The 14,927-nt window shown below is 56.4% G+C and carries 13 protein-coding genes; 5 read left to right on the plus strand and 8 right to left on the minus strand.

Annotated features, from left to right (window positions below; all coding sequences use genetic code 11):
- Positions 1–30: 30 nt before the first annotated feature.
- The 8 genes from ACMGGX_RS05420 to syd form a co-directional block, all read right to left on the minus strand.
- A complete protein-coding gene (locus ACMGGX_RS05420) occupies positions 31–1,170 on the minus strand; it encodes a glycerate kinase (RefSeq protein WP_032660254.1) in 1,140 nt (379 codons plus the stop codon).
- A gap of 77 nt (positions 1,171–1,247) precedes the next feature.
- Positions 1,248–2,585, minus strand: a complete 1,338-nt coding sequence (gudD, locus tag ACMGGX_RS05425) for a glucarate dehydratase (RefSeq protein WP_181593776.1) — start codon at positions 2,583–2,585, stop codon at positions 1,248–1,250.
- A gap of 15 nt (positions 2,586–2,600) precedes the next feature.
- Complete coding sequence (locus ACMGGX_RS05430) at positions 2,601–3,941, minus strand: enolase C-terminal domain-like protein (protein WP_420298745.1); 1,341 nt, start codon at positions 3,939–3,941, stop codon at positions 2,601–2,603.
- The gene (gene gudP, locus ACMGGX_RS05435; RefSeq protein WP_023309021.1) at positions 3,941–5,296 is read right to left on the minus strand and encodes a galactarate/glucarate/glycerate transporter GudP; all 1,356 of its coding nucleotides are present in this window, start codon (positions 5,294–5,296) and stop codon (positions 3,941–3,943) included. The genes ACMGGX_RS05430 and gudP overlap by 1 nt, the downstream gene beginning before the upstream one ends.
- Positions 5,297–5,631: 335 nt before the next feature.
- A complete protein-coding gene (locus ACMGGX_RS05440) occupies positions 5,632–6,081 on the minus strand; it encodes a flavodoxin (protein ID WP_023294459.1) in 450 nt (149 codons plus the stop codon).
- 24 nt (positions 6,082–6,105) lie between these two features.
- Entirely contained in the window at positions 6,106–6,882 is a 777-nt protein-coding gene (truC, locus tag ACMGGX_RS05445; RefSeq protein ID WP_348561830.1) for a tRNA pseudouridine(65) synthase TruC, read from the minus strand.
- Positions 6,879–7,208: a YqcC family protein gene (locus ACMGGX_RS05450; RefSeq protein WP_420298143.1), complete on the minus strand. Its 330-nt coding sequence runs from the start codon at positions 7,206–7,208 to the stop codon at positions 6,879–6,881. Before ACMGGX_RS05450 ends, truC begins: the two co-directional genes overlap by 4 nt.
- A 631-nt stretch (positions 7,209–7,839) precedes the next feature.
- Positions 7,840–8,385, minus strand: coding sequence for a SecY-interacting protein (gene syd / locus ACMGGX_RS05455; protein WP_181593778.1), 546 nt, complete (start codon positions 8,383–8,385; stop codon positions 7,840–7,842).
- Positions 8,386–8,454: 69 nt separating this feature from the next.
- Between syd and queF the strand changes: the two genes are divergently transcribed.
- From queF to xni, 5 genes are all read left to right on the plus strand, one after another.
- On the plus strand, positions 8,455–9,297 hold the full coding sequence (gene queF / locus ACMGGX_RS05460) for an NADPH-dependent 7-cyano-7-deazaguanine reductase QueF (RefSeq protein WP_420298144.1): 843 nt from the start codon (positions 8,455–8,457) through the stop codon (positions 9,295–9,297).
- A 116-nt stretch (positions 9,298–9,413) separates the two neighbouring features.
- A complete protein-coding gene (gene ppnN / locus ACMGGX_RS05465) occupies positions 9,414–10,778 on the plus strand; it encodes a nucleotide 5'-monophosphate nucleosidase PpnN (RefSeq protein ID WP_023309027.1) in 1,365 nt (454 codons plus the stop codon).
- Positions 10,779–11,293: 515 nt separating this feature from the next.
- Positions 11,294–12,589: an HAAAP family serine/threonine permease gene (locus ACMGGX_RS05470; protein ID WP_024909280.1), complete on the plus strand. Its 1,296-nt coding sequence runs from the start codon at positions 11,294–11,296 to the stop codon at positions 12,587–12,589.
- A 65-nt stretch (positions 12,590–12,654) separates the two neighbouring features.
- Entirely contained in the window at positions 12,655–14,022 is a 1,368-nt protein-coding gene (gene sdaB, locus ACMGGX_RS05475; RefSeq protein ID WP_045355758.1) for an L-serine ammonia-lyase II, read from the plus strand.
- 112 nt (positions 14,023–14,134) lie between these two features.
- On the plus strand, positions 14,135–14,890 hold the full coding sequence (xni, locus tag ACMGGX_RS05480; protein WP_021241892.1) for a flap endonuclease Xni: 756 nt from the start codon (positions 14,135–14,137) through the stop codon (positions 14,888–14,890).
- Positions 14,891–14,927: the final 37 nt, after the last annotated feature.

The following is a 14,927-nucleotide window of genomic DNA, read 5'->3' on the forward strand; positions in this document are numbered from 1 at the left end:
CCCGATCCTCTCCCACAGGGAGAGGGAGAACTACATTCCCTGCCCCACTTTCAGCACCGCCGCGATATTCCGGGCGGCCATCCTGACGTTCTCGCTGGCATTTTCCAGCGCATCCTCCAGCGAGCAGATGGTGTAAATCACGCTAAACACCGCATCAATACCGTGATCGTGTACCACGCCAACGTCCGCCGTCAGGCTGCCTGCAATGCCGATGACGGGTTTGTTAAAGCGTTTCGCCACTTTCGCCACGCCCACCGGGACTTTGCCGTGGATCGTCTGGCTGTCGATGCGGCCTTCTCCCGTGATCACCAGATCCGCATCGGCCACCTGGTCGGCCAGGTGTAGTGCATCGGTCACGATCTCAATGCCCTGGCGCAGCTGCGCGCCGCAAAAGGCGTACAGCGCGGCCCCCATGCCACCCGCCGCGCCGCCGCCAGCAAGGTTTAGCACATCAATGTCCAGATCCCGGGCAATGACCCTCGCATACTGCGCCAGCGCGTTGTCCAGGGTGACGATCATCTCGGGAGTGGCCCCCTTTTGCGGACCAAATACGGCTGACGCGCCATCCTTACCGGTGAGCGGATTCGTCACATCACAGGCGACCTCTATCCGGCACTCCGCCAGACGTCTGTCCAGCCCGCTCAGGTCGATACGCGCGAGTTTTCCCAGCTCGCCCCCGCCCTGCCCAAGGGGCTGCCCGCTGTCGTCCAGCAGCTTTGCCCCCAACGCCTGCACCATCCCTGCTCCGCCGTCATTGGTGGCGCTGCCGCCAATGCCGATGATGATATGCTTAACGCCTGCGTCCAGCGCGTGACGAATAAGTTCGCCCGTGCCCCACGAGGTGGTTTTCAGGGGATTACGCTGCGAAGGGACGACCAGCTCGAGGCCGCTAGCCGCCGCCATTTCAATAAAGGCACTCTGCTCGTCACCGGATAAGCCATAAAATCCTTCCACGCGCTCACCCAGCGGGCCGGTCACCGGAACATGTACAATGCGTCCCTGCGTTGCCGCGATCATCGCCTCAACCGTCCCTTCGCCACCGTCCGCGACCGGTAGTTTGACGTAAACTGCCTCGGGAAAGATCTCGCGAAAACCACGTTCTATCGCTGTCGCAACCTCAAGCGCACTCAAACTTTCCTTATACGAGTCCGGTGCGATAACAATTTTCATAAGCCATCCTTACGCATAGTCGTTACGTTAAGCATACACCACGTAAAAGACCGCTCGTGGGAGCGGTCCCAATGCGTTTATCGTACCATGCACGGGCGTTTATTGTCGAATGTCCAGTCGGGGATCAGATACTGCATCGCCATCGCATCGTCGCGCGCGCCCAGACCGTGTTTTTGATACAGCTCATGGGCTTTCATGACCTGGTCCATATCCAGTTCAACCCCCAGCCCCGGCGTGGAAGGCACCTGCACCATGCCACCCTTGATCTCAAACGGCTGCTTAGTCAGACGCTGATTACCTTCCTGCCAGATCCAGTGCGTGTCGATAGCGGTAATCGTGCCCGGCGCCGCGGCGGCAACGTGCGTGAACATCGCCAGCGACACGTCGAAGTGGTTATTAGAGTGCGAGCCCCAGGTCAGGCCAAACTCGTGGCACATTTGCGCCACGCGCACCGACCCCTGCATCGTCCAGAAGTGCGGGTCTGCCAGCGGAATATCGACGGACTGCAATGACAGGGTGTGTCCCATCTGACGCCAGTCGGTGGCAATCATATTGGTCGCGGTCGGCAGCCCCGTGGCGCGACGGAATTCCGCCATGACTTCACGGCCCGAGAAGCCCTGTTCAGCCCCACACGGATCTTCCGCATACGCCAGCACGCCTTTCAGCTGCTTACCAATTTTGATCGCTTCATCAAGCGACCACGCGCCGTTCGGATCCAGCGTCACGCGCGCCTGCGGGAAACGTTTTGCCAGCGCGGTGACGGCTTCCGCCTCTTCCTCACCGGCCAGCACGCCGCCCTTCAGTTTGAAATCATTAAAGCCATATTTTTCGTACGCGGCTTCCGCCAGGCGCACCACCGCATCCGGGGTCATCGCCTCGTCGTGGCGAAGTCGATACCAGTCGCATTGTTCATCCGGCTGGCTCTGATAAGGCAACGGCGTCAGCCTGCGGTCGCCGACAAAGAACAGATAACCCAGCATTTCCACTTCACTGCGCTGCTGCCCCTCGCCCAACAGCGACGCAACGTTAACGCCCAGATGCTGACCCAGCAGATCCAGCATCGCGGATTCAATTCCGGTCACCACGTGAATGGTGGTGCGCAGGTCGAAGGTCTGCAGGCCACGCCCTCCGGCATCGCGATCGGCAAAGGTATTGCGCACGGTGTTGAGGACATTTTTATACTCACCCAGCGTTTTGCCCACCACCAGCGGAATAGCATCTTCCAGCGTCTGGCGGATCTTCTCCCCGCCCGGAATTTCGCCCACGCCCGTATGGCCGGAATTGTCTTTGATAATGACAATATTGCGGGTGAAGAATGGCGCATGCGCGCCGCTCAGGTTCATCAGCATGCTGTCATGGCCCGCAACCGGAACGATCTGCATGGCGGTGACTACAGGGGTAGAAAAAGTACTCATCGTGTAATCCTTTTATCAGTGACGTCCAAAAACAGGGCGCTTACGGTCAAATGTCCAGCCGGGGATAAGGTACTGCATCGGGCCCGCGTCGTTACGCGCGCCGCCCGGTAGCTTTTTATACGCCTCATGGGCTTTATGGATCTGATCCCAGTCAATCTCCACGCCCAGCCCCGGCGCATCCGGTACGGCAATCTTGCCATTGATGATTTCCAGCGGATTTTTCGTCAGGCGGGCTTCCCCTTCCTGCCAAATCCAGTGGGTGTCGATGGCGGTCGGGTTACCCGGCGCCGCCGCGCCAACGTGGGTAAACATCGCCAGCGAAATATCAAAGTGGTTGTTCGAGTGACAGCCCCAGGTCAGCCCCCAGTCATCGCAGAGCTGCGCCACGCGAACCGCGCCTGAAAGCGTCCAGAAGTGAGGGTCCGCCAGCGGAATGTCGACAGCGTTCAGCATCACTGCATGACCCATTTCACGCCAGTTGGTGGCGATCATATTGGTCGCGACAGGCAGCCCGGTGGCGCGACGAAACTCGGCCATGACTTCACGGCCCGAGAAGCCCTGCTCCGCACCGCAGGGATCTTCTGCATAGGTCAGGACATCCCCCAGCCCTTTACATAGGCTAATGGCTTCATCCAGCAGCCATGCGCCGTTGGGATCGACGGTGATCCGCGCATCCGCAAAGCGTTTTTTCAGCGCCCGGACCGTTTCAATCTCCTGCTCGCCGGGCAGCACGCCGCCCTTCAGCTTGAAATCCTTAAAGCCGTAGCGATCCTGCGCCGCCTCGGCCAGACGCACCACCGCGTCGCTGGAGAGCGCTTCCTGGTGGCGCAGGCGATACCAGTCGTGATCGCCCGTGGATCGAGCCAGATACGGGAGATCGGTCTTATTGCGATCGCCCACGTAGAACAGATAGCCCAGCACCGTTACCGCATCGCGCTGTTTACCGGGCCCCAGCAGCTCGCAAACCGGAACATTGAGCGCCTTACCCAGTAAGTCGAGCAGGGCGGCCTCCAGCGCGGCGACCGCGTTGACCCGCAGTTCGAACGTCCAGGCACCTTTACCGAACGTGTCAAAGTCCGCCGACTGATTGCCCTTATGCACCCGCTGAACCACCTTGTTCAGACGGGCGACCTCCTGCCCCACCACCTGCGGAACGGCATCGACCAGCGTCTGGTAGATCACCTCTCCGCCTGGCGCCTCGCCCACGCCGGTATTCCCTGCGCTGTCTTTCAGCACGACGATATTACGGGTAAACCAGGCGCTATGCGCCCCGCCAATATTGAGCAGCATGCTGTCCTGCCCGGCCACCGGAATAACCTTCATCTCCGTAACGGTTGGGCTCGATTGCGTTGTCATCATCCACGCTCCGCAACAGGTTTAAGTTCGACGCGCTTGATATCCCCCACCAGCACCAGGTAACTCAGCACCGCCACCAGCGCATGCACCCCAACATAGATCAGCGCACCGTTGAAAGAGCCGGTGGTGCCAACGATGTAGCCGATAGCGATAGGCGTAACAATCCCGGAGATGTTGCCGAACATGTTGAACAGACCGCCGCTCAGGCCGCTGATCTCTTTCGGCGCCGTATCCGCCATCACCGCCCAGCCCAGCGCGCCAATGCCTTTGCCGAAGAAGGCCATCGCCATAAAGCCGATAATCATCCATTCGGCGTTGACGTAGTTACAGAACACCATGGTCATGGAGAGCAGCATGCCGAGCACAATCGGGGTTTTACGCGCGATGTTCAGTGACCCCGTGCGGCGCATCAGCCAGTCGGAAATCACTCCGCCGAGCACGCCGCCGACGAAGCCGCAGATTGCCGGAACCGACGCGACAAATCCCGCTTTCAGAATCGACATGCCGCGAGCCTGCACCAGGTACACCGGGAACCAGGTGATGAAGAAGTAGGTTAAGGCGTTAATACAGTACTGGCCCAGATAGATGCCGATCATCATGCGCGAGCCGACGAGCTGCTTGATCTGCGCCCATTTCTGGCTGAACGGGACTTTTGCTTTTGCGGATTTCTGATCCATGTTGATCAGCGCTCCGCCTTCCGCGATGTACTCCAGCTCTTTTTTGTTCACGCCAGGATGCTGGTTGGGTTCGTGGATCACTTTCAGCCAGACGAAGCTGATGACGATCCCAAGCCCACCCATGAAGAAGAAGACGTGCGACCAGCCCACCTCATGCGTCAGCCAGCCCATGATTGGTGCGAAGATCACCGTTGCGAAGTACTGTGCGGAGTTGAAAATCGCCACCGCCGTTCCCCTCTCCTGCGCCGGGAACCAGGCAGCGACAATGCGGCTGTTCCCCGGGAAAGAAGGTGCTTCCGCTAAACCTACCAGGAAGCGCAGCGTGAAGAGCGCCACGATAATGCCGAAGCCGCTGAAGATATCGACGAAACCCTGCAACAGGGTAAACATCGACCAGATAAAGATGGACCAGAAATAGACGCGTTTAGATCCAAAACGGTCCAGCAGCCAGCCGCCAGGAATTTGCCCGATGACGTAGGCCCATGAGAATGCGGAGAAAACGTAACCCATGCCCACCGGATCAAGGCCGATATCTTTTGCCATTTCCGAACCGGCAATCGACAGCGTGGCGCGGTCACCATAGTTAAAGGATGTGACGATAAACAGCATCACCACTATCCAGTAGCGGGCGTTGGTGCGCTTTTCAGCGCTGCTCGCTGCGTGGCTTAATGTACTCATTGTTGCACTCCTGAAACATAGCTTTCGCCTGGTTCATTCTGTACAGCACCGGTAGGGTAATCAGAATGAGATTGGTGTTTTGTCGTTTTGGTACGGCCTAACGCCGTTTTATAGTGACCGGAAAAGTATATGAAGGAGTGCCTCATCACCTCACCGTGCAGAAACACAGTATTAAAGGGTGTATGAGAGGTTGTTTATGGCATAAGCCCAGGGGAATGGAAGGTGGTTCACGGAATTGGCGTTTGGTGAGATTTGTTGCGCCGGGCGGCGGCTCTGCCTGACCCGGCCTGGAAAACCCGTAGGCCCGCGCAAGCGAAGCGCCGCCGGGCTGAGTGTTATTTGAGAAGTGAGGCCCAGTTCTCCACCCACGGGTTCGATTCGCTTTCGGGTTCAGGATGCTCCCCGGCATCAATCAGCAGCATCTCGCCGACGCGCTGGGCGCTCTGTTCCTGCAGGAGCGCATCGAACTGCTTGCCGCCGCCGCAGAAGTTGGCGTAAGAGCTGTCGCCCAGGGCAATGATGCCGTAGTGCACGTCCGGCTGATAGCCAAGCTGGTCTTTAATGCCCTGGAACAGCGGCACGATGCTGTCCGGCAGATCGCCCTGCCCGGTGGTGGAGGTCACCACCAGAATGTATTTATCTTTATACTTTTCCCAGTCTGCCAGTTCCGGGTCTTCATAGACCGTGGCTTTATGGCCCTGGCTGGCGAGTATTGCCTCAGCCTCTTCCGCTACCAGCAGCGAGTTGCCGTACATTGTCCCGACAAAAATGCCTACTTCAGCCATCATATTTTCCCATAATGAATGCGTTTACCGTTCATCCTGAACGTTGCCCGATACAAACTCAACCCTTTCATTTTCGGGGAGTTGTCCCAGCCAGCCAAACTGTGACAGCGCCTGCATCCAGACGTCGTCCAGCCCAGCACGGATAGTCAGCGGCTCGCCGGTAAACGGGTGCGGCAGGCTCAGCTCGCTGGCGTGCAGCATCAGACGATGGCAGCCAAAGTGTTCGGCCGCACTGCGGTTCTGGCGCAAATCACCGTGCTTGCTGTCGCCAATAATCGGGTGGCGCAGGTGCGCAAGATGACGTCGCAGCTGGTGCTTACGCCCGGTTTTAGGCAGAAGCTCAACCAGGCTGTAGCGTGTGGTCGGAAATTTGCTGGTTGCAACCGGCATTTCGGTCGTCGCCATGCCGCGATAATCCGTCACCGCGGGCTGCGGACCTTTGTCATCGCGGGCAAATTTATCGGCGATTTTGTCCAGCTCCTCTACCAGCGGATAGTCCAGCGTGGCGGCTTCCGTCAGCCAGCCGCGCACGATCGCGTGATAGCGCTTTTGCATCTGATGCTGTTCGAACTGCTGTGACAGCAGACGCCCCGCCTCGCTGGAAAGCCCCATCAGCAGCACGCCGGAGGTCGGCCTGTCGAGACGATGGGCGGTAAAAACATGCTGACCAATCTGATCGCGAACGGTCTGCATCACCACCACTTTCTCATCGCGATCGAGCCAGCTGCGGTGTACCAGCCAGCCTGACGGTTTATTTACCGCCACCAGCCACTCGTCCTGATAGAGGATCTCAAGCGTCATGCATCTTCACCGGCAAACAGGGCATCCAGTTTTTCCAGTTCGACCAGCATCACGTTGCGCGCAGGGTGCGTCGTCTCGAGCGCCATTTCATAGTAGGGAGAGACAGCAAACGCCTGCGGAAGCGGGTGACCGCCCTCAAGCAGGGCGTGCATGCGCGGAATTAACACCCACTGCAGCCATTCAAACGGGGCCAGCGTATCCAGGCAGAAGGGCTGAGTGCTCGCGAACGCTTCTGGCTGCGGCGCGGTCTCCTGCCACAGCTGATGTTGGCGCAAAAGGGCTTCGATGGCGTGCAACTGAGCACGAACGCTATCGTGTTGCGTCATAGTAACCTCAACTGAAAAAGTGAACGGCGCGCAGCATAGCATTGCGGAAGGCAGAAATAAAAAAAGGGAGCACTGTAAAAACAGTGCTCCCGGTTCGTTTCGCAGCATTCCAGCTACAATTCGTGCTCCCTGCTCATCCGTGACAACTTTTCCTGAAGCCCGAAGGCCTGGTCATCCGTAAGCCAATGCATCCTGCACACATCTTCCTGACGTGTTTGTTTCATCCCGAAACGTCCTGGCCTTCCTGACCCACCGACCATCCTGACCGGCTCTCGTTCTCCTTCCTGGAGGTGTCCCTTACGCATCCTGCGCTATCCACTTCGCTTCATCCTGAAGCCTTCCTGCAGCGCCATCCTGGCGAGTCCTGCGTGAGAAACGCCATCATCCTGATGTTCGTTTCTCGTGTCGGCGTCCTGTCGACGGGGATAGAATCCGCTATTCCGCTTCGTCTTACAACCCACTCAGCCAGAGTTGTAAGACGCACAGGCTCCCTAAAAATAATAGGATGAACAACTAATCTGTTGAAAAATAGAGTGTTATTAATCTGAATTTAATGAGGTAATACTGAATGTTCCAGCGATCTCTCACAAACCTTGTAAGAGATCTCTCACACGCGCTGTAGCAGCATGGATTACAGAAGGGGCTCAAGTCGGGTGAGGAAATCCGCAAGAGAGGGGGCGAGAGTCTCGCGATTGCGGGTGCCGATAGTCTCTTTAACCACTTCACCTGACAGGTTACAGACGGAGATAACGTCCAGTTCGCTGTCCAGCGTGGCAATAAAGAGCGTCGGAGAAAGCTTAAGGCGTTTTTGCGTGACCAGATGACCAATCAGGTTTTCCTGAACACGCTGCAGATCGTCTTCGCACCAGGTCTGCAACAGCGTCAGCGTGATATCAGCAAAGCGCGCGGGCATATCCCCTGCGAACTGCGTGGTATAAAACGCGTGAACCGCTGGTTGTACCACAATGTCCATTGCCCGTTCAACCGCATTTACATTTTGCTCGCCGTCGAATGGTTTTGGCTGCCAGATAACGTAATCGTCGACTGAAGAGATAATGCACGGCGAGGGTACGCCATACAAATCAGCACTTTGCGGCCAAGTCTGGTCCTTTTCATGCCATGCGTCGCAATAGCGGGCCGTGAAGGTAGTGAGGGCATTTGCAGTTTCGATGTCCACCGATTTCTCTCTTCTTGTCAGACAGGATAAACTCAGGCCATAAGTGTACCTGTAAAGTGGCTATGAAACATGTCTTACGAAAATCATCAGGCGTTAACCGGCTTAACGCTGGGTAAATCGACCGATTACCGCGATACCTACGATGCAAGCCTGCTGCAGGGGGTGCCGCGCAGCCTGAACCGCGATCCTCTGGGCCTGCATGCGGATGCCTTGCCGTTTGTCGGCGGTGACATCTGGACGCTGTACGAACTCTCGTGGCTTAACGCGCGCGGTCTGCCGCAGGTGGCAGTGAGCCACGTTGAGCTGGATTACGCCAGCGTTAATCTCGTGGAATCCAAAAGCTTTAAGCTCTATCTCAACAGTTTTAACCAGACAAAATTCAACAGCTGGGACGACGTTCAGCACACCCTGGAACGAGATTTAAGCGCCTGCGCGCAGGGAAAGGTGAGCGTTTCACTGTATCGCCTGCACGAGCTGGAAGGGCAGCCAGTCGCCCACTTCAACGGGACCTGCATCGACGATCAGGATATTGAGGTGGAGAATTATGAATTCAGCGCCGATTACCTCGAAAACGCCGCGAGCGGAAAGGTGGTCGAAGAGACGCTGGTCAGCCACCTGCTGAAATCCAACTGCCTGATCACCCACCAGCCGGACTGGGGCTCGGTGCAGATCCAGTACCGCGGCCCGAAAATTGACCGGGAAAAATTGCTGCGCTACCTGGTGTCGTTCCGCCATCACAACGAATTTCACGAGCAGTGCGTGGAGCGTATCTTTAGCGATATTCAGCGTTTCTGCCAGCCAGAAAAACTGAGCGTTTACGCGCGCTACACCCGCCGTGGCGGTCTGGACATCAACCCGTGGCGCACCAACACCGATTTTGTGCCGGCAACGGGACGGCTGGTGCGTCAGTAATATAAATATTTTCACAATATGCGCGGTATCTTCCGCGCTTTAGGTTGTGAAACGTCACGCGCCAGGGCTATTGTAATCAACAGGGAAAGACGATAATCGTCCCGTAAGGAGCTCACTTGATTACACATATTAGCCCGCTTGGCTCAATGGATATGTTGTCGCAGCTGGAAGTGGACATGCTTAAGCGCACGGCCAGCAGCGATCTTTATCAACTGTTTCGTAACTGTTCACTTGCCGTACTGAACTCCGGAAGCCTGACAGATAACAGTAAAGAACTGCTGTCCCGCTTCGAAAGCTTTGATATCAACGTGCTGCGCCGCGAGCGTGGCGTGAAGCTTGAAGTCATCAACCCGCCGGAAGAGGCCTTTGTCGACGGGCGCATCATTCGTTCACTTCAGGCTAACCTGTTTGCCGTGCTGCGTGACATCCTGTTTGTTAACGGGCAGATCCACAACGCGGGCCGTTTCCAGCATCTCGACCTGGAAAGCTCGGTCCATATCACCAACCTGGTGTTCTCCATTTTGCGTAACGCCCGTGCCCTGCACGTTGGCGAAGCGCCGAACATGGTCGTCTGCTGGGGCGGCCACTCCATTAACGAAACTGAATACCTTTATGCGCGTCGGGTGGGCACCCAGCTCGGCCTGCGCGAGCTGAATATCTGTACCGGCTGCGGTCCGGGTGCGATGGAAGCGCCAATGAAAGGTGCCGCAGTGGGTCACGCGCAGCAGCGTTATAAAGAGGGGCGGTTTATCGGCATGACCGAGCCGTCAATCATAGCCGCTGAGCCGCCTAACCCGCTGGTTAACGAGCTGATTATCATGCCGGATATCGAGAAACGTCTTGAAGCGTTTGTCCGTATCGCCCACGGCATTATCATCTTCCCGGGCGGCGTGGGGACAGCGGAAGAGCTACTCTATCTGCTGGGTATTCTGATGAATCCGGCCAATAAAGATCAGGTTCTGCCGCTGATCCTGACCGGGCCAAAAGAGAGCGCCGACTACTTCCGCGTGCTGGACGAGTTTATCGTGCACACGCTGGGCGAAGCCGCGCGTCGTCACTATCGCATCATCATTGACGATGCCGCGGAAGTGGCGCGCCAGATGAAAAAAGCGATGCCGTTGGTAAAAGAAAACCGTCGCGATACCGGCGATGCGTACAGCTTTAACTGGTCAATCCGTATCGCGCCGGACCTTCAGATCCCGTTCGAGCCAACGCACGAAAATATGGCGAACCTGAAACTCTATCCGGACCAGCCGGTGGAAGTCCTGGCAGCCGATCTGCGTCGTGCCTTCTCCGGGATTGTGGCGGGCAACGTGAAAGAGATGGGCATCCGCGCCATTGAACAGTACGGTCCATACAAGATCCACGGCGATCCGGAGATGATGCGCCGCATGGACGACATGCTGCAGGGCTTTGTCGCTCAGCACCGCATGAAGCTGCCGGGCTCAGCCTATATTCCTTGCTACGAAATCTGCACATAGTGCTCAGAAGCATCTGATCAAAGCCGGGTCGCCCTGTTGCGCGTCCCGGCTTTTTTATTACCGAGGTAATTCATACGCATCACTTATGTCTTTTACAAACTATGCGCAAACGCAAACGATTACCTGGTTTTTTCAACCGTAAATTATCAGCCTTAATCCAAATTACCTGCCAGAAAATACTAAAAACCCATTTCTTTACAGCTAAAGACACCTATATCACGGGCCAGCCTTTCAGCTCACATGTCGTTGGTGGTAGCCTTCGCGCCCGTAAATTCTCTTTGATGTTTTTTTAACAGATAAATGGTCTAAAGATGCCCACATCATAAGTGGATTATTGCATTTGGGATCAGGATCACTGATAGATTCATAACTAGAATGTATCTTTCCGCCCGCCAATAGTTACGGGCGAAAATTATTAAAAAACCGTCACTGAACGAATTTCATATTACCGTCAGGCACTTTTTCATCGGATTTGACTAAAAAACCTGACAATTCGCTTCCTCCAGGAGATACAGATGGAAACCACTCAAACCAGCACCGTTGCTTCGATTGAATCCCGAAGTGGTTGGCGCAAAACGGATACCATGTGGATGCTTGGCCTTTACGGCACAGCAATCGGCGCTGGTGTACTGTTCCTTCCTATCAACGCTGGCGTCGGCGGTCTGATCCCGCTGATCATCATGGCTATCATTGCTTTCCCGATGACCTTCTTTGCACACCGCGGTCTGACCCGCTTCGTGCTGTCCGGTAAAAACCCGGGCGAAGACATCACTGAAGTTGTTGAAGAGCATTTCGGCGTTGGCGCAGGTAAACTGATTACCCTGCTCTACTTCTTCGCGATTTACCCTATTCTGCTGGTCTACAGCGTGGCGATCACCAACACCGTTGAAAGCTTCATGATGCACCAGCTGCACATGACACCGCCTCCGCGTGCGATTCTGTCTCTGATCCTGATCGTGGGCATGATGACCATCGTTCGCTTCGGTGAGCAGATGATTGTGAAAGCAATGAGCGTACTGGTCTTCCCGTTCGTTATTGCTCTGATGGTACTGGCTTGCTACCTGATCCCACAGTGGAACGGCGCAGCGCTGGAAACCCTGTCCCTGAGCAGCGCATCGGCAACCGGTAACGGCCTGCTGATGACCCTCTGGCTGGCGATTCCGGTGATGGTGTTCTCCTTCAACCACTCCCCAATCATCTCCTCTTTCGCCGTGGCGAAACGTGAAGAGTACGGTAATGGCGCAGAGAAGAAGTGCTCCAGCATCCTGGCGCGCGCTCACATCATGATGGTACTGACCGTTATGTTCTTCGTCTTCAGCTGCGTACTGAGCCTCTCCCCGGCGGATCTGGCGGCAGCGAAAGAGCAGAACATCTCTATTCTGTCTTACCTGGCGAACCACTTTAACGCACCGGTCATTGCGTGGATGGCACCTATCATCGCGATTATCGCCATCACCAAATCCTTCCTGGGCCACTACCTCGGCGCGCGTGAAGGCTTCAACGGTATGGTGATTAAATCTCTGCGCGGTAAAGGCAAGAGCATTGAAATCAACAAGCTGAACAAAATCACTGCACTGTTCATGCTGCTCACCACCTGGGCGGTAGCAACGCTGAACCCAAGCATCCTGGGCATGATTGAAACCCTGGGCGGCCCGGTCATTGCGATGATTCTGTTCCTGATGCCGATGTACGCGATTCAGAAAGTCCCAGCTATGCGCAAGTATAGCGGTCATGTGAGCAACGTCTTTGTGGTTATCATGGGTCTTATCGCAATCTCTGCGATCTTCTACTCCCTGTACACCATGTTCTGATTATCACCCGCGCCGTCTTCGGACGGCGCACTCCTCCCTCTCTGACTGAAAGCAATGGACGCATCATGATTAGCGTATTCGATATCTTCAAAATCGGTATTGGTCCTTCCAGCTCTCACACCGTCGGACCAATGAAAGCCGGTAAACAGTTCACGGATGACTTGATTGCACGCGGCATCTTGCATGACGTTACCCGCGTGGTTGTCGATGTATACGGCTCGCTTTCCCTGACCGGGAAAGGCCACCATACCGATATCGCCATTATCATGGGCCTGGCGGGAAATCTGCCGGATACCGTTGATATTGATGCGATCCCTGGCTTCATCCAGGATGTGAACACCCACGGTCGCCTGCTGCTGGCGAACGGTGAGCATGAGGTTGAATTCCCGGTTGACCACTGCATGAATTTCCATGCGGACAACCTGTCGCTGCACGAAAACGGCATGCGCATTACCGCGCTGGCCGGCGATAAAGCGGTATACAGCCAGACGTATTACTCTATCGGCGGCGGCTTTATCGTCGACGAAGACCACTTTGGTCAAACCAATACCTCTTCTGTCGAAGTGCCGTATCCGTACAAAACGGCGGCGGATCTTCAGCGTCACTGTCAGGAGACGGGCCTTTCCCTCTCCGGCCTGATGATGAAAAACGAGCTGGCACTTCACAGTAAAGAAGAGCTCGAACAGCACTTCACTAACGTCTGGGAAGTGATGCGCGGCGGTATTGAGCGCGGGATCACCACCGAAGGCGTTCTGCCGGGCAAGCTTCGCGTACCGCGTCGTGCTGCAGCGCTGCGCCGCATGCTGGTGAGCACCGACAAAACGACGACGGACCCGATGGCCGTTGTAGACTGGATCAACATGTTCGCCCTGGCGGTAAACGAAGAGAACGCCGCAGGGGGCCGCGTGGTCACCGCGCCGACTAACGGCGCCTGCGGTATCGTTCCGGCGGTGCTGGCGTACTACGACAAGTTTATCCGTGAAGTGAACGCGAACTCGCTGGCGCGCTACCTGCTGGTCGCCAGTGCGATTGGTTCGCTGTATAAGATGAACGCGTCTATTTCCGGTGCGGAAGTGGGCTGTCAGGGTGAAGTCGGCGTGGCGTGCTCCATGGCGGCGGCGGGTCTGGCCGAACTGCTGGGTGCAAGCCCGACACAGGTGTGCATTGCTGCGGAAATCGGCATGGAACATAACCTGGGACTGACCTGTGACCCGGTTGCCGGACAGGTACAGGTACCGTGCATCGAACGTAACGCGATTGCCTCAGTGAAGGCGGTGAACGCGGCACGTATGGCGCTGCGCCGCACCAGCGAGCCGCGCGTCTGTCTCGATAAGGTTATCGAAACCATGTACGAAACCGGTAAAGATATGAACGCCAAATACCGCGAAACCTCTCGCGGCGGCCTGGCGATGAAGATCGTGACCTGCGATTAAGCCCCTCAGGAAGCCTCGTTTTGCGAGGCTTCTTCCTGTTTTCCCCACCATTCATAGTTTCACGCTGCTGACAGTGTTACCCTTTACGCATGAGATAGAAGGGAGATTATCTGTGGCCGTTCATTTACTTATCGTCGATGCTCTTAACCTGATTCGCCGTATCCATGCGGTACAGGGGACGCCTTGTAAAGATACCTGCTTGCACGCGCTGGAACAGCTTATCCGCCACAGTGAGCCCACCCATGCGGTCGCGGTATTTGATGACGAAGCCCGCAACACGGGCTGGCGACACCAGCGTCTGCCCGACTACAAAGCCGGACGCGCCCCGATGCCGGACGATCTTCACGCTGAGTTGCCCATGCTGCGCGCTGCATTTGAACAGCGTGGCGTTCCCTGCTGGGGTGCACAGGGAAACGAAGCCGACGATCTCGCGGCCACCCTGGCCGTAAAGGTGGCAAGCGCCGGACATCAGGCCACTATCGTTTCAACTGACAAAGGCTACTGCCAGCTGCTCTCCCCGACTATCCGCATTCGCGACTATTTTCAAAAACGCTGGCTGGACGCGCCGTTTATTGCCAGCGAGTTCGGCGTCTCGCCTGAACAACTGCCGGATTACTGGGGGCTGGCAGGCATCAGCAGCTCTAAGGTTCCGGGTGTCGCCGGTATTGGGCCGAAGAGCGCCGCGCAGCTGCTGACCGATTTTCAGAGTCTGGAAGGGATTTACGCCCGTCTGGATGAAGTGCCAGAAAAGTGGCGCAAGAAGCTGGAGGCGCATAAAGAGATGGCGTTTATCTGCCGGGAGATCGCAACGCTACAGACGGATTTACAGCTGGACGGGAATTTACAGCAGTTGCGGTTAGAGCGTTAACGCTTTTCTGTAGGCCCGGTAAGCGTAGCGCCACCGG

This window comes from Enterobacter sp. BNK-29, assembly GCF_048684785.1.
Taxonomy (GTDB): Bacteria; Pseudomonadota; Gammaproteobacteria; order Enterobacterales; family Enterobacteriaceae; genus Enterobacter; species Enterobacter cloacae_M.